The organism is Amycolatopsis sp. NPDC104775 (assembly GCF_055583325.1).
Genome location: NZ_JBVJOE010000004.1, coordinates 627,164 through 646,772, shown reverse-complemented (window position 1 = coordinate 646,772; position 19,609 = coordinate 627,164). Strand labels below are relative to the sequence as shown.

Sequence of the window (19,609 nt, the reverse complement as noted above, 5' to 3'; positions counted from 1 at the left end):
CCGGGACTTCACCGATATTCTTGCCCCGCCCTTACCCCGAAGGGGTGCGCTCGTGACCACAACCGCTGTGCCGAGGTCGTCCCTGCCCCGCTTCGCGGCACTGCCGGTCGCGGCTGTCGCCGTCGCGCAGATCGCCGTGCTGACCGCGTTGTCCAGCCGCTATGGATTCCACCGCGACGAGCTGTACTTCATCGCCGCGGGCGACCGTCCGGCCTGGGGCTACGTCGACCAGCCGCCGATCACCCCGCTGCTGGCCAAGGCCGCCACCGCGCTGTTCGGCGACACGCCGAGCGGGCTGCGAGTGGCCGCGACGCTGTGCGGCGCGGCGACCACGATTCTCGTCGCCTTGGTCGCACGGGAATTCGGCGGCGGACGCCGGACACAGTTCGCCGCCGCCACGGCGACGGCGTTGTCCGGATATGTGCTCGTGGTGTCGCACATGCTCTCCACCAACAGCGTGGACATGGTCCTGTGGACGGCCATCGGACTTCTCGGACTCCGGCTGCTGCGCACCGGCGACGGGCGGTGGTGGCTCGCGATCGGCATGGCTGTCGGCGTCGGGATGGCGAACAAGTGGCTCGTGCTCGTGCTGCTCGCCGCGCTCGGCATCTCCCTGCTCATCACCGGACCGCGCGCGGTGTTCGCCAGCGGCTGGACGATCGCCGGAATCGCCGTCGCGGTCGTGCTCCTGCTGCCGCAGCTGTTCTGGCAGATCAGCCACGGATTCCCGATGCTGACCGTCGCCGGCGGCATCAGCGCCGACGACGGCACGAAGAACCGCCTGCTCTTCGTGCCGTTGCAACTGGTCTACCTCTCTCCCGTGCTCGTGCCCGTGTGGATCTCCGGCCTCGTCCGGCTCTGGCGCGCTCCGGAACTGCGGTGGGCACGCGCATACGCGCTGAGCTACCCCGTGGCCTGCCTCATGCTGCTGTTCGTGGGCGGAAAACCGTACTACGCGGTGCCGCTGCTGCTGTTCCCGCTCGCCGCCGGGGTCGATCCCACACTGCGATGGCTGTCCCAGGGCGGGAAACTCCGGCGCGGCACCGCCGGGATCCTCGCCGCCGCCGGCACCGCGATCTCAGTCGTCGTCGGGCTGCCGGTACTCCCGATCACGGCACTGGACGGTCCGGTCCTGGCGTTCAACAAGGACCAGGGCGAACAAGTCGGCTGGCCGGAACTCGCCTCGACCGTCGCCCGCGCCTGGCAGCGCATCCCGCGAGACCAGCGGGCGACCGCGGTCGTCCTCACCGCAAACTACGGCCAAGCCGGCGCCCTCGAACGCTTCGGCCCGAGCCTCGGCCTGCCCCGGCCGTACTCGAACCACATGTCCTACGCGGACTGGGGCCCGCCGCCGGACACGATGACCGGCCCGATCCTGTACGTCGGCAAACTCCGCTCCGCGGCACTCACCGCGTTCGGCGGCTGCCAGCGAGTCGCCGTCAACGACAACGGTTTCGGACTGCCCAACGATGAACAAGGCACCGAGATTTCGCTGTGTTCTCCAGGTTTCGAGCCTTGGTCGCGGATCTGGCCCCGGCTGCGGACGTTCTACTGAGTCCGCTGCGGCGCTCGTGACCACGGCTGCCCCGGTGATCGCAGGACGTCTCCGGTGAGCTGTCCCCGCTTCGTGAGGTCACTTCACGGTCAAGGCCACGCTCCAGGGCTCGACCTTCGCAGTGCACGGGCTGCTCGGCCCGGATTTGACACAGCGTGATGTGGTGCTGATTGTGGCGGTGCCAGGATGTTTCGCGCGGAAAACCGATCGAACGCCGCCGTCCGGGGTCAGGCTGTCCGAGGTGCGCGTGAGCACCGCGGGATCGCTGGATTGCGCACTCACCCACGCGTACTTGGCCCCGTTCTTGGTGAAGGCCTTGAGATTGACGGTGACTGTGTCGCCCACGTCCACGCGCACGTGGTTACCGTTGTCCGACTTCGTCAGGGTAATGCTCGAACCAGGCGATTGAACCCGGTCGGCTTCCTGGCCGTGCGCAGCCGCCGGTGCCGCAGCACCCACCAGGACAGCGACCAGAGCCAACCCCGCACCCCGTGCGGCGGTCGACCGCTTCGTTCCCATCACGACTCCCTCCCACTTTGATCCTGTCGGGAACCCTCCCGACGGCAACAGACCTACCCTCCCAGCCCAGCCCGACAAGACAGCGAAGAATCGGCTCCACACCACCCGATCGTGGGCCACAGCAACCGAACCGGGTGTCACCGCTCAACGCCCTCCCCAGTTCCGGCGGGTACGAATTCGCGGCACTTCACACACTGTGTCCCTAGTGGACACTTGGCACCCGGCCGCCTGATGAGCCATCCGCGCTACCACGCCTGCGGGACAGCTGGCTGACCTCGTTGACCCAAACGGCCGCACCCTGTATCCACAATGGACAGTTTATTCACGTCACGGCACATGAATCACTGTGACCGCAATGGAATATTCCCCAGCAGCCGTTCGGGAAACCAGGTAACGATCCCGGAATCGCGGACGATGCAGAGGTGGTCGGCCAGCCCCGGGCGCCATCGAGCCGGGCGGTCAATCCGGACAGATCGCCGCTCGACTCTGCACGGAGGGCAGGCGTGAAGCGATTCTCTCGTCGTTGGGGCATGGTGCCGCCGCCTGCCAACGCCCATCCTGCACCGAGTCACTCCGTTGGGAGAGATCATGAAAGCGAGACACCTCCTTGTCTCAACAATTCTGCTAGCCGCTAGTTGCCTCCTCGCGAATACCACTTCCACGGCCGACAGTGCTGAATCGTGCACCGGCCAGGCTGCCTCGGGCACCGATTACCAGGCTGAAACCGTTGCGCCAGACCAGACCTGCACGAGCCAGGCGAGTGCCGCCGTCAAGTGGCATCCAGGCCACTACATGACGAGCGATTGGTGGCATGACGCGAGGACTCCGGCGAGCATGGCGAGTGGCGAACTCCGAGTCGTCAACACCTCGCCGCATGTCCGGGGTTGGAAGGGAAACTACTACTGGGCCGCACTCGAGACAGGCAAAGGGGTTTACGACTTTTCGGTCATCGATGCCGAACTGGCGCAACTCAACCAAGGCAACCCGTCTCCGCGCAAGAAGTTGATGATCGATATTTCGTCGAGCGGATTCCTGCACTCGCACGACCAAGATCCAGGCGGCCTGCTCACCAAGGTGCTCCCGAGTTATCTGACGACGGACACCGCCAGTTACGGGTCCGCCCCCAAAGCCGGCACTAGTGGCTGGTGGTACGGCGGTGGCGGGTTCGCCATCACCGCGGCCGTCTGGCGTCCGGCCGTGAATGACCGGGTCATCGCGCTGCTGCGCGCGTTGGGCGCACGCTACAACAACAATCCCGACGTCGAGGGCGTCGAGCTGACCGAGACCGCTTCCCAGGTCGGCGAAGGCGGCGGCTACAACGACAACAACCAACTGGCCCAGCTGGAGCGGATGCTGACCGCGGCGACGGCCGCGTTCCCCAACACCAATGTCACTCTCGAGAACAACTTCATGGGGGCTCAGGCCCCTACGAGCGCGCTGGTCCTGTTTCAGAACGCACACCGGGTCGCGGAGGGCGGACCGGATCTGCTGGGCAAGACCGCGGCCGACAAGGTCCATCCTCCCAAGGAACTGACCTGGGGACAGCAGTGCGTGACGGGATATCCCGGGACGGGATGCCCCAACTTGACCGGCAGCATCGCCGTGATCCAGAACGTCGACGAGCCGGAACTGCTCGGCACCCAGTTCCAGGACGCCGGTGCGCCTTTCACGCCTCTCGACATCTACAACAACGGCGAGGACTACCTGCACGCCAGCCATCTCATGTGGACCTATCTGGTCGGCAGGCCGATCAACAACTGGCCCACCATCGCCTCGATGATCGATGCCCACCCCATCCGGTACACCGCCTGCCCGACGAGCTACCCGGGATGCGACACGCGGTAACAGGATGAACGCGACAGTTCTCGCGGCCCGGCTTCGATGCTCGTTCAGGACGTGGCACCGGCCCGGGACCGCAGCCCCTCGGCGAAGACGCGTGCCGCCTCCAGATCGGCAGCGTCGGGTCGGCCCTTCTTGATGCCGCCGATCGGCTTGAACGGAAGGTAGGTGTCCCACGCGCGACACGAGAAGGAATCGACCACCTCGAACCCCTTCCGCTCGAGAAGCCGTACCAGAGGACGGAAGAACGGCTGGAACCGAGCTTCGGGAAACCCGCTGGTGGCGAACACGAACGCCGCTCCCCGGCGCACCGGCGGCAGCGACCGGACGAACTCGCGCAACTGCGGGTGAAAGGAACCCAGGAAGATCCCCGAACCGAATCCCACGAGATCGCACCCGGCGAGCCCGGCCGGGTCGGCCTCTTCCGGAGTGGTGACAGGGGCGTCCAGCACCTGGCCCATGACGTCGGCGATCCTCTTGGTGTTGCCGTGCGACACCGAGGTGCACACGATGACGGACTTCATGACGCTGTCCCTTCGCTTCTCTTTCTTCGCTGTAGTGCCGGATCGGGCCGCGAGACCTGCCACGGTCTCCGGCCTGATCGTCCGCACCACTCCAGGACGAGGCACGAGCGGCGAATGTGACACGAGAGAACGCGCGAGTTCCCGCGGGCGCTGGCCGTCAATCCCGCGACCACCGAATTCCTACTCGTCAGGAACCCGTTCGGCGCCGCCGCTCCGCTGCGGGCGCCTAGACTTCGGCCATGGTCCAGGGCGAACCGCGCATCCTCGTCGTCGAGGACGCCGAAGCGATCCGGCTTTCGGTGGAAGTCGCGTTGCGAGCGGCGGGATTCGCGGTGCGGGCGCTGCCCGACGGCGAACAGCTCGAAGCGGAGCTCGCCCGTTTCCGGCCCGATCTGGTCGTGCTCGACGTGCTGCTGCCCGGCCGCGACGGGTTCGCGCTGCTGCGGGTCGTCCGGCGGACCTGCGCGGCAGGGGTGGTCATGCTCACCGCGCGCGACGGCGTCGAGGACCGGCTGCGCGGGCTCGGCGAAGGCGCGGACGACTATCTCGTGAAGCCGTTCGTGCTGGCCGAACTGGTCGCGCGGGTCACCGCGGTGCTGCGCCGGACCGGTCGTGCGCGGCCGGCGGTCGAGATCGGCGATCTGGTGGTGGACTTGGACGCCGGGCTCGCGCTCTACCGCGGCGAGCCGGTCGAGCTGACGGTCACGGAGTGGAAGCTGCTGGCGTATCTCGCCGCGCACCGCGACCGGGTGGTCGGGAAGGCGCAAATCTTGAGCGCGGTGTGGGGCTACGACGAGTACAGCGCGAATCTCGTCGAGGTCAATGTCAGTACGCTGCGGCGGAAACTCGAAGCGCACGGCCCGCGGCTGCTGCACACCGTGCGCGGCCAGGGCTACGTCCTGCGGGGTGACCGTCCGTGAGCCGGATGAAGACCGGCTCGCTGTACCGCCGGGTCACCGTCACCTCGCTGGTCGTGCTGATCGCGGTGCTCGCGCTGGTCGGGTTCGTCGTGTTCGCGGTGTTCCGCACCCAGGCCGAACAGGACGTGAACCGGGTGCTGGCCGGGCGGGTCCAGCTCGCGCAGCAGCTCGCCCGGCAGAACGTCGGCCCGGCCAGCCTGTTGCGCCGGGTCGAGACGGCCGGCGTGCACGGGCGGCTGGCGCTGCCGGACGGCACGGTCGTCGGGGAACCGGCCCCGCCGGCCGGATCGCGGCTGAAACAGGTCAAGGCGACGCTGAGCGGTCCGGCCCGGATCGACGGCGCGAAGCTGACCCTGATCGCGGACGATTCGATCGTAGCCGGGGCGGAAGCACGGCTCGGCAGGCTGCTGCTGATCACCGGGCTCGCCGCGATCGTCGCGACCGCGCTCTTGCTGCTGGTCGGCGTCCGGCTGGCGTTGGCGCCGCTGGACGCGATGACCCGGCTGGCCCGTTCGATCGTTTCCGGCGGCCGCGGCGGTCGATTGACGCCGGCCCGGGCCGATACCGAACTCGGCCGCGCCGCGGCAGCGTTCGACTCGGCGCTCGACGCGCTGGAGGGCGCCGAGCAGACCGCGAGGGCGTCGGAAGAGCGGACCCGCCAGTTCGTCGCCGACGCCGCGCACGAGTTGCGGACGCCGATCGCCGGCGTTCAGGCAGCGGCGGAGGCCCTGGTGCAAGCCTCCGGCGACCCGGAGCACGCCGCGCAGCTCCAACTGCTGCTGGCCCGCGAGGCGCGACGGGCCGGGAAACTGGTCAGCGATCTGCTCGACCTCGCCCGGCTCGACGCCGGTGCCGAGATCGCCCGCGAACCGGTCTCGCTGCTCGCGCTGGCCCGCGCACAAGCCGACCGGATCGCTGTGCTGGCACCGGAAATCCGGGTCGAAGTGTCCGGATCGGACACTGTCGTCCGCGGCGACGCGGACCGGCTCACCCAAATCCTGGCCAACGTCGCCGACAACGCGGTGCGCGCGATGCACGGGCAGGGCAGCCTCGTCCTGGACGTCACCGCGGACGGGTGCACAGTGACCGATTCCGGACCCGGTGTTCCCGAACCGGATCGGGAGCGGATCTTCGACCGGCTGGTCCGGCTCGACGACGCCCGCGACCGCGACACCGGCGGGTCCGGCCTCGGACTGCCCATCGCGCGCGGCTTCGCGCGGGCACACGGCGGCGATCTCCGGTGCGTCGAAGGCCCCGGCGGCGGCGCGCGGTTCGTCCTGTCCGGGCTGGAGCCGGTCCTAGGCGAGTAGCCCCTCGAGGCGGCCGGAGTGGCCGGGCAGCACCCGGCCCGGGTCGGTGCCGAGCACCTGCGCCAGCATGGTCGCGTAGACGTCGCGGAAATCGGTCGTTTCCTTCAAGTCCCCCTCGGCGAGGTCAGTCAGGCTCGGCTCGTCGCCGTGGAATCCGCCGCGCACGCCGTTGCCGAGGACGAAAACCGGACCGGCGGTGCCGTGGTCGGTGCCCTCGCTGGCGTTCGCCGCGACCCGGCGGCCGAACTCCGAGTACACCAGCACGACTGCCTGCTTGCCGCGATCGGTGCGGCCGAGCCGTTGCACGAACGGCGTCAGCGCGCCGTCCAGCTCGGTGAGCAACCGCTGCTGGGTGCCGCGTTCGTCGGCGTGTGTGTCGAAACCGCCCAGCGACACCGAATACGCCCGGGTCGGCACCCCGGCTTCGATCAGCCCGGCGACGACGTCGAGCTGCGCGGCCAGCGCACCGTCTTTGTGGCCGCCTTTGGCCTTGTGCGCGCCCTTGGCCGGACGCGTGGCCGCGCCCAACGCCTGTTCAGCGCGATAGAGGTCAGCGATCGAACGCGCCGCTTTCGCCTGCCAGTAGCCCTCGCCGTGCTGCGCGGTGCCCAGTGCTTGGAAAGCCTTGCCCAGCGCGCCTTTCGGCACGGTCAGACCGCCGACCGGCATGGACGCCGCAGCGGTCTGCGCGCCCGCCAGCATCGGCGGAAGCACCGGCTCGACCGACAGCGCGCGCAACGGATCGTCGCCGGACGCGTCCAGCCACCGGCCGAGCCAGCCGGTCGGCACCGGCGTGTCCGGCGACGCGGTTTGCCAGATCGCCATCGACCGGAAGTGGCTGTGGTCCGGCTTCGGGTAGCCGACCCCGCGCACGATCGCCAGCTCCTTGCTGTCCCACAAGCCTTTCAGGCCTTTCAAACCCGGGTTCAGGCCCAGTCCGTCGCCGAGGTCGAGCACTTCTTCGGGCTGGTACGCCAGCTCCGGCCGGGCGTTCTGGTAGGCGCGATCTCCGGCTGGCACAACGGTGTTGAGTCCGTCATTGCCGCCATACAACGTCACGACGACCAGGACGCCGTCCTTCGGGTCGAGCGGCGTCTGCTGGGCCGCGGACATCAAGTGCGTCCAGTCGACCTGGGTGGCACCGGCCGCGAGCGCGCCGGCGGCCGTCACGCCGCTCGCGAACAGGAACCGCCGACGGGTCAGTTTGTTCATGGTCTCCTACCCACTCACCACGTACTCGGGCGCGCACGCCGCGATCGCCGCCAGCTGCCGAGGATCGCTCGCGACGCCGCTGAGGCACGCGCGCGTCCGGTCGGACCACCCGTCGACGCCCAGCAGGTCGCCCATCGCCGCCGGTTTGTCCTGCGCTTTCGCCACCGTGCCGAGTTCGGCGTGCTGCGCGACGAGCTGCGCCAGATGCAGCCGGGCGAGCCCGGCCGACGTCGTCAGCCACGCACTGCCAGCCGCCCAGCCGCCGACACTCGGCGGCTCGAACGGCACCTGGCCCATCCCCCGCAGCCCCGTCAGCAACTCGGCGCCTGCCTTGGCGTCGAGCGCGGACGGGCGCACCCGGAGCGCGCGGAGCAGGCCGCCGAGCCATTCCACCGGCTGCTTGACCAAGGACGTCGCCGAATCGTGGAACGCGTCTTCCTTGACCAGCGCGGCCAGCAGGGACCGGATGTCACGGCCCGGCCCGTACGCCGCGACAAGCCGGGCCAGTGCGTCCGCACTCGGCGGCGTCGCCGAGACGAGCCGGAACCAGAGCCGCCCGACCACGTACGGCGCCGAAGAGGGTCGAGACAGCACGAGGTCGACGAACGAACCGGCGTCGAAATTCGCGGTCTGGCCAAGGATGGTCTTCGGCGTCGCGTCGTGGCGGCGCGCAGTCAGCCGGGCGACCGGGTCCTCGCGGGTCGCGGTCCATCCGGTGAGGGCACGCGCGGCTTCGCGGACGTCGGTCTCGGTGTAATTGCCGACGCCGAGGGTGAACAGTTCCATGAACTCGCGCGCGAGATTTTCGTTCGGCTTGCCGGCTTTGTTGCTGTTGCCGTCCAGCCACAGCAGCATCGCCGGGTCGACGATCATCGCGTGGGCGAGCTGGGTGAAGCTGCCCATGCCCAACGTCCGCAAGGTCTGGTTCTGCGCGAGCATCAGCCGCGGACTGCGCACCTTCTGCTCGCTGGTCGCGAAATGCCCGTGCCAGAACCAGGTCAGCCGTTCGACCGCGGGGAGGTCCGCGGCCGCGATCCGGTCCAGCCACCACAGGGCGGCACGCGAGGCTTGCGCCTGAAGTTGTTGCTCGGCTTGCTTTTTCGCCGCCTTGTCCGCTTTCGCCGGCCGCGGCGGCGGAGCGCCGACGTCCGGAAGCGGCGTCGCCTGGGCACCCGCGTCCGGCCCGGTGGCCAGCAACCGCGCCACAGTCGCGGCGAATCCGGCGTCGAGATCGCCCGGCCGGGGCCCGAACCCCAGCCGGTCGTGCAGCCGACGCACCGCCGCGCGCTCGGAAATGACCGCCATGCCCCGATCATCGGGAGCCGCGCGGCGGATCGCCAGCAGCGTGCGGGTTCTTTCAGCGGACCCACAGCTTCGGCCCTTTGGTGGCTACTCGCGACCTTGGTCAGCTCCCCCGGCGACTTCACCTGGCCTGCTGAACCGGCCGGTTTTTCCTGCCCGCGAACAAATACTTGCGGTGTCCGCCGTGAACCGGGTCTATCGCAGCCAGAATCGGGCCTACGTCCCGAACCGCAAGTGAGCACGGCGGCCCAATCCGGCCCCTGTCGTCCTCCATGGCAACCCGACGGGCCGGTCCGGAGCATCTGAACGCGGCAGCGCGGACCGTCCCCTCTCCGCCTGCGCGATCGCGTCGAAACTCGACGCAGCACAGCGAAAGAACTCCTCCGCGGGACCGTCCGCGCAGCCGACACGACCGGCTCAGCGAGCACGCCGCCGGGTCAGGCGTCGAGTTCCTTGCGGGCAGCGCGCTCGCCGCTGATCTCGATCTTGCGGGGCTTGGCCTGCTCGGCAACCGGGATCCGCAGCGTCAGCACACCCGCTTCGTAGGCAGCGTTGATCTGGTTGGTGTCCAAGGAATCCCCGAGGAACAACTGCCGGGAGAACACGCCCAAGGGCCGTTCGGACACCTGCATCTCGACCGACTGGTCGGTCATCGCGGGACGGCGCTCGGCCTTGACCGTCAGCACGTTGCGCTCGATGTTCAGCTCGATCGCGTCCGGGTCGACGCCGGGCAGATCGAACGCGATGACGAACTCGTCGCCGACGCGGTAAGCGTCCAGCGGCATCGCCGCGGGCCGCGACCAGGTCCCCGCGACGTTGTGGAAGGCCTGCTGGGCCAGCCGGTCGAACTCCCGGAACGGGTCGGTGCGCATCAACATGACGTTTCCTCCCTGTCGTGTCAGCTCTGGTGTCGACGCACACCACAGAGGTATCACGTCATCGAAACGATGACAAGTCCCGGTGTCACTGAAAGGACGACACGCTCCGAGCGCTTCCGAGCGAGCGCGGGAATCCCGGCGATCTGGCCGCTGCACCGGAGGGGGCTCGACACCGACCGCAGGAGCCGAGTCCCCGTGGCGCCGGTTGCAATCGCGACACGGGAGTGCTAAATCAGAATTAGCACTCCAAGCCATCGAGTGCTAACCGAGCGCTCGCCTGGCCCCAGCCCGCACGGTGCCGCGAACGCCGGAGGGAAGACTTGCCGACCCGCGCGACGCCAGCTGACGCGACCGCCCCGGCGCCGCGCCCGAACACCGCACCCGGGAGTCTGTGATGACCGCAGTAGTCCTGTTCGCCATGACTGTCTTCGGCTGCGCGGCCGCGACCATGACCGCCGCGCGCCGCCACCACGTCTGAACCCCGCTCCCCGCCACGAACGGAGGACCCGGAACCCATGGGGCTCGACAAAGTCTGGATCCAGACGCTCAGCGACGGCCTCCTGCGCGCCGACCAGGTCGTCGGACTGACCTCGCACGCCACGCCGTCCCTGCCCGGCAAGGCCCCGCGCTGGCTGCTGGACGCGACCATCGCCGTCGCCGCGGGCAGCGGAGCCGGCGGAAACACCTGGGACATCGGCATCCTGCACCGGACACTCGCCCAAACCGCCGACGAGCCGGCCGAAGCGCCCGAAGCACTAGCCCGCATCCTCGCGCGGCTGGACCAGCCGGGCACCGCCGGAATCATCACCCCGTCAGCCACCAGGCACGGAGTCACATTCTCCTTCGCGGCCTTCACCGAGGACACCGCCGAATCCGGATCCAGCACCGCAGTGGCCGAGACAACCGGCTGACCCCGGCGGGCAGGAATCCGACGATTTCACAGCTATGGCACGAGAACCAGCCACCGCACCCACGCATTGCCCGAGGAACACGGTGCCACGAAACTGCGGCGTCAGGCTGGCAGACGCCCGCGGTTGCGGTGCCCTTCCGCGACAGCCCATCCTGCCGCCCCACACCGCCGGAAGCACGCCGGTGGCGAGCAGCCTAGCCGCTGCTGACCGCATCGTTCGTCGGGTGAGATTCGCCAGATGCAAGCTGTCGCGCCCGACGTTGCGTTCTCCGCCCGCGACCTGGCCACACGCGTGTTCGCCGGAGCCCGCCGCCCTGCGGTACGCAGCTTCCCTTCGCCTGCCTGCTCCGCTCGGCGGACGACATCGGCGGATTGCTCGGGACGTGCGGATCCTTCATTTCGCAAACCGGGGACAACTCGACAATCTCTTCCACATCGTCGAGCCAACGCCACTCACCGATCCGAAAATTCGACCGCTGGCGAAGGTATTCGAAATGCCGTTCTAGCTCTCGGCGGCCACTATCGGCATATTCTCGTCGTCGAGGCAGTCGACCAGCATGGCCACGCCGTCGAAGTACGCGTCGGCGCGGTTCTCGGCCTTCAGGTCTTCCAGTCTGAGACAACCCCCTGATGCCATCGGGCTCCAGCACCTCCAGCGATACCCCAACGGCGGTCATGAAACAGGCTTACTCGAACAATCCCTTGCCCTACCAGCGCCGCACTCGCCTCCAGAACCCCCGCGGATGTCGACGGGCCTCCGGCACGGCGGATGCCTTTATCTTCGCCAGCGGGGACGTGTCGATCTCGCCCTCGACTTTCTTCCAGCCAGCGCCAAAGCTGTTGCAGCGCCCGGAAATACTTGTTGACGCAGGCATCGGACAGGGGCTTTCCGGTGCGTTTGCCCGGACGTTCTTGCAGATCGATGATGAACTCTTCGACGTGCGCCTTTTCGATCTCTGACGCGCCGGGCGTATCCTCCTCGACGAGGAAGACGGTGAAGTCTCGGCGACGCGCAGGTAGGAGTCGATCGTGTTCTGGGACTTGTTTCGGCCTTGAGCTGCCGCCTCCAGTCCGGAAGCAGCTCTCCGCGAGCGTCAGCCGCAGCACGTCTCGGGAGTGCGGGCGGTCACCAAGTTTTCGAGCCCCTGGCGTACGTGACGCCGCGCTGCCCCGCCATCCGCCCCAGTTGCGCGGGCAATCGCTTCGCGGCGCCCACGGTGATCCACCTGTTCGGCATCTCCGGCCTCTTCTTGTACCCCGGCGCTGTTCCAATACAGTTGACATAATACAGCTGACCCATAACCCTGGGTGCGGACGGGGGGAAGGAATCGTCATGTCGGAACAGCCGAAGGTACGGACCACGGAAGGCATGGTGCAGGGACGCTGGCGGCGGGGGCACGCAGTGTTCCGCGGCATCCCCTACGCCCAGCCCCCGGTCGGAGCGCTTCGCTTCGCCGCGCCCGCCCCGCCGCGGCGATGGGAGGGGACCAGGCAGGCGGTCGAGTTCGGCCCCGTGGTGCCGCTGTCCCTGCCGATCGACGTGCCCCCGCAGGGCGCCGACTGGCTGACTCTCAACGTCGGCACTCCGGATCCCGGCGCGGCGGGACTGCCGGTGCTGGTGTGGATCCCCGTGGGCGGCTACCTCTCGGCGGCGTCGAGCGACCCGATGTACGACCCGGCGGCGCTGGCCGGGGCGGGAGTCGTCGTGGTGACCGTCAACTGCCGCGTGGGCGCGGAGGGATTCGCGTTCCTCGACGACGTGCCGCCCAACCGCGGATTTCTCGACCAGATCGCGGCGCTGGAGTGGGTGCAGCGCAACATCGCTGCCTTCGGAGGCGACCCCGGCCGGGTCACCGTGGGCGGGGTGTCCGCGGGAGCGGGCTCGGTCGCCGCCCTGCTCACGATGAAGTCCGCGCGCGGCCTGTTCCGGCGGGCCATCGCCCATTCGGTGCCGGGGCTGCACAGCACCCCCGCACTGGCACGGCAGGTCACCGCCGCGTTCGCGGACCGGCTCGGAGCGGCGGCCCCCACCGCCGAGGCCCTGCGCGACATCGACCCATGGCATCTGGCCGCCGAGCTCACCTTCTTCAACGCCGGCCTCCACGCACACCGGGAGAGCTGGGGACGCCTCACGGAGACCGGCACCGCGCTGTGCCCCGTCGTCGACGGCGAGGTTCTCCCGGAAACGCCTTGGCCCGCGCTGACCGGCGCGCGAGCGAGCGGGATCGAACTGCTCGTCGGCCACACCCGGGACGAATTCCGGTACTTCAGCGTCGTGAGCGGACGGTATGGCACCTTCACCGAGGAAGATGCCCACGCAGCCCTGGAACTACACGCCCCACAGCCGGACGGCGCGCGGGCCTACCGTGCCGCGTTCCCGCAGGCAGGCCCGGAGGAACTGGTGGAGACGCTGTACTCCGACGCCCTCTTCCGCATGCCGTCACAGAAGCTGGCCGAAGCGAACGCCGCAGCCGGCGGCACCTCGTACCTGTTCGAACTGTGCTGGGCCGCCCCGGCCCTCGGCGGCGTCCTTGGCGCCTGCCACAGCCTCGACGTGCCCCTGGCGTTCGGCACGCTGGACAGCCCCGTCGGCACCCAGCTCATCGGCGAGGAGCCCACTCCCGAGGCCGTCGCGCTCTCCCGCGAACTCCAGGCGGCATGGGTCCGCTTCGTCACCACCGGCGACGCTGGCTGGTCCGCGCACCGGCCCGGCGAGCGCCTCACCCGCGTCCTGGACACCGAGTCGAAGACCCTGCCCTACCCCGAACAGGCATCTCGCCAAATCTGGGAAGGCCACTCCCCCGCCCCGTTCGACCTCCCGTAATCGCCGAAGCCGGCTCCCCGGCCCCACCTTCGAAAAGTCGCCGGAGGACGGCTGATCCGCAGATGCCCAGCCGGCCACACCTGGCCTGGATCGGTCCACCGCCGTGTCACCGCTGACGCGTCGCCGGTGGCACAACAAAGGGCGCGGCCAACCAGCCGCGGGTCGCCCGCGCTCTCCTCGGCTCTCCAAAGTGTGATCGCCCTCGTGGTCGATCGGCGGGCGTGGCTGGGCACGCCGAACGCCTCGAGGACAGCGTCCAGAGTTCAGGTCTGGTCGGCGTCGGGCCCTTGAGCGAGTCGATGTGCGGCAATGCCACGGTCGTAACTCTGGCGAGCGGTGCGGCTGCTCGGATTACCCGCCGCGCACGGCGCGCTGGTAAGCTGTCAACTGGTCCGGGTCGTCGATGCTGCCGTGATGGTGGACCTGGAGCCACCTGCCTGCGGCGTGGTCGTAGCCGAACACGCGGCTGGTCCGGATGGTGAGCGGCACCGCCGCGCCGGTGCGGTCGTGGTACTGCCCGGTCTCCCGTCCCGCGAACACTACGACCTCTGGCCACTCGTACGTGGCTGCGTCGCCGAAGGTGACCGTCAGGGCGAGGCTACCGGCGAAGATCCGCCGGTACAGGTCGGTGACCGCGGAACCGGAACGGAGGATCCCGCCGACCGGATTGTTCAACTGCGCGAGCTCGTCCTGCGACCACACCGCGGACAGCGCGTCGAGGTCTTGGTGGTTGAGCGCGTAATAGAAGGTTTCGAGCGCTGCGACGGCGCCCTCGCGGCCGGGATCCGCACTGGCGGCGAGGCGTTCTCGCGCGGCCGGGCCGAACTGGTAGTCGACGAGAGAAATCATCGGGCGTGCTCCTCAGGGGCCGAAGGTGTGTGGTGAGGCCGCGGAGGATGTCGGCGGCCGGTTCGGCTTGCGCATGGGGACAACCGTTGCCCGCATGGACGAGCAAGCGCTGCAGTCGGCGGCCTTCCGGAGCGAGCTGGTCAGGTGGTGCAGTGCCGGAAATCCCGACGGCGCGGCCCCTGTGCACCGATCGGTGAAGGTGTTTCACAGCGCCCAGCCGGAACGGCCGAAGAACGCACGGGTCAGCACGGTCCGTCCCGTTGCGGCGTGGTCGAGTGCGGCGCAGTGGGCAGCCGACGCACCGCTTTCGTCAGAGCGAAGCAGAATCGTGGCGGCCATCGCCGCGACCGCACCGGCCTTGCCGCACGGCGGCATCTTCGGCTACGGCGGCCAGCGGGATGGGACCGCGAGCAGCAGGTCGACCTTGTCGCGCCAGCCGTCGTCGCCCCTGGTGGTCGGAGTGCTGCAGAGGTCGAAGCCTCGCCGATCCGCTTCGTACGGGATCGCCGTGTGGTAGCGCTCGCGCTCGGCCCGGTCGACCGGTACGGGATTCGGTGCGAACAGATTCACACCGAACGGCACGTCGGCAACGCACAGCTCCTCGAGCAGGGTGGCGGCTGCGGCCGGGGCCGAAAGCCCCGGAGCGGAAATCGCCTCGGCCACCAGGTCTCCTGAATCGTTGAAGTCGGTCATCGCCCATTGTGGGAACCGAAGGCCGCGCTGAGGAATTCCGCTCAAGACCGGGCTATGCCTCCCTGAGCTGACCAAGCGGCAAGGAGACCGTCGATTTTCAGCGCTGCAGATGCCTCGCACACCCGCGCAGACGTGGGTACGACGCACCGGCTGTGACGCTTTCTGGGCAAACCCTCGACGACACAGCCGGTCCCGCATACGCGGAGTGCCGCGAACTGACCGCCCCGCAGCACTCCGAGTCCTGACGCGCCAGACGGGAAGCAGGACAGAGCGAACTAATCGGCACCGTCCCCTCTGGTCAGCGCCGCGTCAGCAGCCCGTGTCACGACGTGTGCACTGCGCCTTCCGCCGCAACAGAACGCCCAGCCGGAACCCCGTGAACCGTCGCTTATCCACCCTGTTCGATCGCGCGTCGGGCGTTCGCGAGCCACACGGCCACGCAGTGCTTCGCCCGCTCGAGTTCCGGCTGGTGTTGGGCGATCAGACGATTTCGATAGCCTGTCTCCACAACGACCCAGACCCGGAAAACGTCGGTCCGCGCCCGGCAGGCGGCGTCGGCTGTGGCAGTGAGGATCTCGAGCGGGGTCGGGTCGGTGTAGTACCAGCCGTCGCGGTTGCGGGGCCAGGAGCCGTTCCCTTCCGCTGCTTGCCACGGCGCGTCGGAGTCGAACCCGGTGTCGTGCATGCATGTGCTCCACGCCGCGAGTGCGGTGCGCATCCGTTGGTCCCGGACCGTTTCCTGCTGGAATGGTTGTGCGGGCTCCGGGGAGGCTGGTGTCGTGCATCCGCAACGGCTGGAGGATGCGCCGCTGCACCTGCGTGGCGTACGAGGTTCCGGTGGCTTGCTCCACCAGGAGCCCGGCCAGCACGTAGTTGGTGTTGGAGTACTGCCAGCGCGTGCCGGGCTCGAAGCGCAGCGGCTTGGCCAGGGACAGGCGGACCAGTTCGTCCGGCCGGTAGCGGTGGAAACGGTTCGCCACGCCTTCCTTGCCCACCAACGGGATTCCGGGCTCGACGATGGATCCGTCGGGGCCGGATTCGCCGATGTAGTCGAACAGGCCGCTGGTGTGCTGCGGCAGCATCCGGACGGTGATCCGGCGGTCCAGGCCGAACCGCGGCAGGTAGCGGCCGACCGGGGCGTCGAGGTCGAGCTTGCCCTCGCGTTCCGGTGGATGCCCTGAGGGTCTGTCCCTTCGGGATGCCTTGCGATACCCACCACCAGACCACGATCCTGCCGCCGGTACCGCCACGACGACAGAACCCCGCACTGACGTGCCCATCCGGCCTCTCCTGAGCTCAGCCGGGCGTGTTTACTGCGCCGGCCAGCGGACATCCTCTCTCTGGGCTGACGGTTGCGGGCGCGTCTGCACGGAGCCATCCTGGCGGACGCAAGCCATGCCGTGCGGACGCAGGGCTCGGTCGGCGACAAGGGAACCGGATAGAAACATGCAATCAGCGTGGCCTGTTCTCGCCTGGTCAGCCAGGGATCCTCATACCGACCACTCGCCTCCAGCGCTAACTCGCCGGGGCGTGGGCGGGATGCGCCGGGGCTGCATCGATTACAGCCTCGACGTCAGCAGAACACAAGCGCACCGTTCCGATCCCTAGATCCAAACGGAGCCGACCGGTGCGCGGTACGGGGCCGGCTCGGCGCTGTTGGCGGCTGCGGAATGATGAGCCACCGACCAAGGGATCCGGTACCTCTCGGCTGGCATCCAGCACCGCAACGCCGGCAGGGTCCGCTTCTACAGCGGCGATGACTTCACCGATGCCGGGTTTAGCCTGGTCAGACGGCTGGCCGAGTAGCACGTGCGCTGGTCAACGTCGTCGACCACGCCTATCCCGCCGGCAGGCGGCTCGCAGTGTGGAGGCGAAGCACCCCACCATGGGCGCTGTCCCGCGGCGGGGTGCTCGCACAAGGTCAACCGGTCGGGTTAGGAACCTGCATCGTTGCTATCTTGTGCACGCAATCCGGGGGCGAAGGGGCACCGCCGAGCAGTGCCATGGACACCATTTTCTTTACTTCGCGGTCACAGTTGACGATTTCTACGGGCGGAGGCTTTTTCGGCGAGGGGTTTTTGGCACTGGACACGAGGAAAGTGAAGAGGTCCAGGAAGCCGTTGGCCGGATGGTCCACCCCGGCCGGTGAACCGAGACTTCGCTGGGCAGCCGGTGTTGACGCGGATCCCCCGGACATCGTCGGCGATTCGACGCAGACTCCAGGCGCAGTAGGGGATTCACCGGCCTTCAAGAACTCAGCCGTGGCCTTCGCTTCGCCTTTGACGGCATCGGTCACGGTAGCGCAAAGGCGCACTTTGGCTCCTTGGAACTCTTCTGGAGTGCCCTCGAACAAAGTCTTCACTCCCTGCGACGGGGTGATCTGGTCAGCGCTCCTGGGACTGCCGGCAGACAATGGCCCACTCGCGACAGCGGCACCCGAACCGGCGATCGTCACCATCATCGCCCCAGCCACCGCAGCCATACCAATACGACATCGCATACAGCACACCGTTCCTTTCACATGGGAAATGCGGTCACCACGCGGGATTCCCACCTTCGCCTTCTGCTGCACTGCCCACCAGCCAGGAACCCTCGAACCAGCGACAAGGCTTTACCAAGCAGCTCCGGCGCCACTCTCGCCACGCACCCAGGCCGCGACAGGAACAGGACAGCCGCCTGCACACCATTTCGACAACGTCGCTGGTCACCGTTGTGGGTGCGCAGTCGAACGCGGCAGCCGTCGAGCGAGCCGCTGGTGCCGCGGCGACCGATCCGCACTATAGGTCGAATACTCCGAGACGGGCGGGTCCGGTGATCAGTTGCACGTGGCCTCCCCGCTCGAACGCACTCCAGACACGGCCGCTGCTCGAGCAGGGCGTTTGCCATGGGCGGGGCGCGACTCGCGCACGTTATCCGGCAGAGGCTCGCTGTTGCGCCGGACATAGGAACCTCTGGAAATGACAGAGCCTGGGTCGGGGCAGAGTTCTGCCTCGGCGACGAGCAGGCACTCGCAGATGGCGTTGGCGAGCCACCTCTTGCGGGTCGGCACGGTAGCGCCGCCGTGTGCATCGAAGGGGGTGCTCGGTGACAACGGGTGCTCCCCCACCCCACCACCAGCGCCGCCAAGCGGGTTGCCCGGAAAACTCGTTCGCGTGGACCGCCGATGCGGGCATTGCGCCAGCCATTTGCAACGCCAGTATTAGAAGTACGCCGTGCTCGAAGCGAACGAGACAAAGGAGGTAACGCGACCGAGAGCACCCAGGCCCTCCTGCGAACAGCAATCGCTACCGGGAACGCGGAGCATGGCGACGCCCGCACGGCGATCTGGCGACCCTGCCAGCGGAGTCGATGGTCCTGTTCGAATCATGACCGCGCTCAAAAGAACTGCTCATAGAGAACGTCATGGCAAAAAGATCCCGCCGTCGATCGATAACGGCTGGCTTCGTAGCCGCTTGCGCCGCGATGCTGTTATTCGCACCCCCCGCAACGGCGTTCACCGGCGGCTTCGAGCCCCAAACAGCCGCGCAGGCACCCTGGTACGTGTCGGTGCACGGCAAGTCGGCAAAGGGTGCTTCCTGGAGCTGCAGTGGTGTACTCACCACGGCAACCACTGTAGCCACTGCGGCCCATTGCCTGACCGGTGGCGGCGCGGGCGTGGATTCAGGCACGGTGTTCACCGTGTACCGCGGCACGGTCGGCACCACGCCGTCCCAGACCGCGACCAAACCGACGATCGTCTCGCCCACCGGGGAGAGCGACCTCGGCCGACTGTTCCTGCCCAAGAAATTCGACAACGCCACAGCCGCCGCAGCAGAACGCTCACCGATCAAGACCAAGGTCACCGGCAAGTCCGGGTACCTGTACGGCACGGGCCTCACACCGAGCGGGCCTGCGACCTCCATCAACCGGCTGCCGGTCGCCACAGCGGAGTTGAAAATGGCGGTTCGCGCGAAAATCGCCGCTAACCACACCACACCGCCTCAACACGCGTGCCCCGGCGATTCCGGCGGACCCTTGATGATCTGGCGAGAAAAAACCGGCGGGGGCAAGGAACTGGTCCTGGCAGGCCTGATCATCACTGGCTCCGGTACGTGCCCGAGCCAGGCCATGGCAACGACCACCGTCGCGGCGTGGACATCGAAGTTCAGCGAATTCTTCGTGACCGCCACCGCCGAACCCTGAGCCGCACACCGCTCCGTTCTTGCAAGAGGCCAATTCACCACTGTCATCACACCAAAAAGCACCCACCTCTGAGTCCGATTCGCTTTCAGACG

The 19,609-nt window shown here is 68.2% G+C and carries 19 protein-coding genes and 1 pseudogene; 8 read left to right on the top strand and 12 right to left on the bottom strand.

Going from position 1 to position 19,609, the window contains the following annotated elements; all coding sequences use genetic code 11:
* The first annotated feature begins 52 nt into the window (after window positions 1-52).
* A complete protein-coding gene (locus tag ACZ63D_RS21645) occupies window positions 53-1,555 on the top strand; it encodes a glycosyltransferase family 39 protein (protein ID WP_465356115.1) in 1,503 nt (500 codons plus the stop codon).
* A gap of 78 nt (window positions 1,556-1,633) precedes the next feature.
* On the opposite strand, the gene ACZ63D_RS21640 is transcribed toward ACZ63D_RS21645, so the two are convergent.
* Window positions 1,634-2,074, bottom strand: coding sequence for a hypothetical protein (locus tag ACZ63D_RS21640; protein ID WP_465356114.1), 441 nt, complete (start codon window positions 2,072-2,074; stop codon window positions 1,634-1,636).
* Between the two features lie 834 nt (window positions 2,075-2,908).
* On the opposite strand from ACZ63D_RS21640, the gene ACZ63D_RS21635 reads away from it, so the two are divergent.
* The gene (locus tag ACZ63D_RS21635; protein WP_465356113.1) at window positions 2,909-3,919 is read left to right on the top strand and encodes a hypothetical protein; all 1,011 of its coding nucleotides are present in this window, start codon (window positions 2,909-2,911) and stop codon (window positions 3,917-3,919) included.
* Window positions 3,920-3,963: 44 nt separating this feature from the next.
* Here ACZ63D_RS21635 and ACZ63D_RS21630 read toward each other — a convergent pair whose 3' ends face one another.
* A complete protein-coding gene (locus ACZ63D_RS21630; RefSeq protein ID WP_465356112.1) occupies window positions 3,964-4,437 on the bottom strand; it encodes a flavodoxin family protein in 474 nt (157 codons plus the stop codon).
* Window positions 4,438-4,676: 239 nt separating this feature from the next.
* Here ACZ63D_RS21630 and ACZ63D_RS21625 point away from each other — a divergent pair, with 239 nt between their 5' ends.
* Together ACZ63D_RS21625 and ACZ63D_RS21620 are read left to right on the top strand one after the other, a co-directional pair.
* Complete coding sequence (locus ACZ63D_RS21625) at window positions 4,677-5,357, top strand: response regulator transcription factor (protein WP_465356111.1); 681 nt, start codon at window positions 4,677-4,679, stop codon at window positions 5,355-5,357.
* A gap of 5 nt (window positions 5,358-5,362) precedes the next feature.
* Window positions 5,363-6,667, top strand: coding sequence for a sensor histidine kinase (locus ACZ63D_RS21620; RefSeq protein ID WP_465356304.1), 1,305 nt, complete (start codon window positions 5,363-5,365; stop codon window positions 6,665-6,667).
* On the opposite strand, the gene ACZ63D_RS21615 is transcribed toward ACZ63D_RS21620, so the two are convergent.
* The 3 genes from ACZ63D_RS21615 to ACZ63D_RS21605 all read right to left on the bottom strand — a co-directional run bounded on the left by ACZ63D_RS21615 (window position 6,656) and on the right by ACZ63D_RS21605 (window position 10,059).
* Window positions 6,656-7,879, bottom strand: coding sequence for a DUF1501 domain-containing protein (locus ACZ63D_RS21615; protein ID WP_465356110.1), 1,224 nt, complete (start codon window positions 7,877-7,879; stop codon window positions 6,656-6,658). The genes ACZ63D_RS21620 and ACZ63D_RS21615 overlap by 12 nt on opposite strands.
* A 6-nt stretch (window positions 7,880-7,885) precedes the next feature.
* Window positions 7,886-9,184: a DUF1800 domain-containing protein gene (locus ACZ63D_RS21610; protein ID WP_465356109.1), complete on the bottom strand. Its 1,299-nt coding sequence runs from the start codon at window positions 9,182-9,184 to the stop codon at window positions 7,886-7,888.
* Window positions 9,185-9,618: 434 nt separating this feature from the next.
* A complete protein-coding gene (locus ACZ63D_RS21605; RefSeq protein ID WP_465356108.1) occupies window positions 9,619-10,059 on the bottom strand; it encodes an Hsp20/alpha crystallin family protein in 441 nt (146 codons plus the stop codon).
* A gap of 515 nt (window positions 10,060-10,574) precedes the next feature.
* Here ACZ63D_RS21605 and ACZ63D_RS21600 point away from each other — a divergent pair.
* Complete coding sequence (locus ACZ63D_RS21600) at window positions 10,575-10,970, top strand: hypothetical protein (RefSeq protein ID WP_465356107.1); 396 nt, start codon at window positions 10,575-10,577, stop codon at window positions 10,968-10,970.
* A gap of 501 nt (window positions 10,971-11,471) precedes the next feature.
* Here ACZ63D_RS21600 and ACZ63D_RS21595 read toward each other — a convergent pair.
* Window positions 11,472-11,606, bottom strand: coding sequence for a hypothetical protein (locus ACZ63D_RS21595; protein ID WP_465356106.1), 135 nt, complete (start codon window positions 11,604-11,606; stop codon window positions 11,472-11,474).
* Between the two features lie 38 nt (window positions 11,607-11,644).
* On the opposite strand from ACZ63D_RS21595, the gene ACZ63D_RS21590 reads away from it, so the two are divergent.
* Window positions 11,645-11,929 (top strand): hypothetical protein, encoded by a 285-nt coding sequence (locus ACZ63D_RS21590; protein ID WP_465356105.1) that lies wholly within the window; start codon window positions 11,645-11,647, stop codon window positions 11,927-11,929.
* Between the two features lie 373 nt (window positions 11,930-12,302).
* Window positions 12,303-13,793, top strand: coding sequence for a carboxylesterase/lipase family protein (locus ACZ63D_RS21585; RefSeq protein ID WP_465356104.1), 1,491 nt, complete (start codon window positions 12,303-12,305; stop codon window positions 13,791-13,793).
* Window positions 13,794-14,144: 351 nt separating this feature from the next.
* On the opposite strand, the gene ACZ63D_RS21580 is transcribed toward ACZ63D_RS21585, so the two are convergent.
* The 6 genes and pseudogenes from ACZ63D_RS21580 to ACZ63D_RS21555 form a co-directional block, all read right to left on the bottom strand.
* Window positions 14,145-14,642, bottom strand: a complete 498-nt coding sequence (locus ACZ63D_RS21580) for a YybH family protein (RefSeq protein WP_465356103.1) — start codon at window positions 14,640-14,642, stop codon at window positions 14,145-14,147.
* Window positions 14,643-14,846: 204 nt separating this feature from the next.
* Entirely contained in the window at window positions 14,847-14,981 is a 135-nt protein-coding gene (locus ACZ63D_RS21575) for a hypothetical protein (RefSeq protein WP_465356102.1), read from the bottom strand.
* A gap of 42 nt (window positions 14,982-15,023) precedes the next feature.
* Window positions 15,024-15,335: a hypothetical protein gene (locus tag ACZ63D_RS21570; protein ID WP_465356101.1), complete on the bottom strand. Its 312-nt coding sequence runs from the start codon at window positions 15,333-15,335 to the stop codon at window positions 15,024-15,026.
* 388 nt (window positions 15,336-15,723) lie between these two features.
* Window positions 15,724-16,020, bottom strand: coding sequence for a hypothetical protein (locus ACZ63D_RS21565; RefSeq protein ID WP_465356314.1), 297 nt, complete (start codon window positions 16,018-16,020; stop codon window positions 15,724-15,726).
* A gap of 130 nt (window positions 16,021-16,150) precedes the next feature.
* Window positions 16,151-16,615 (bottom strand): annotated as a pseudogene (locus ACZ63D_RS21560) (serine hydrolase domain-containing protein); the annotation flags it as partial.
* Window positions 16,616-17,256: 641 nt separating this feature from the next.
* The gene (locus ACZ63D_RS21555) at window positions 17,257-17,796 is read right to left on the bottom strand and encodes a hypothetical protein (RefSeq protein WP_465356100.1); all 540 of its coding nucleotides are present in this window, start codon (window positions 17,794-17,796) and stop codon (window positions 17,257-17,259) included.
* Between the two features lie 941 nt (window positions 17,797-18,737).
* Between ACZ63D_RS21555 and ACZ63D_RS21550 the strand changes: the two genes are divergently transcribed.
* Complete coding sequence (locus tag ACZ63D_RS21550) at window positions 18,738-19,517, top strand: trypsin-like serine protease (protein ID WP_465356099.1); 780 nt, start codon at window positions 18,738-18,740, stop codon at window positions 19,515-19,517.
* The last annotated feature ends 92 nt before the right edge of the window (window positions 19,518-19,609 follow it).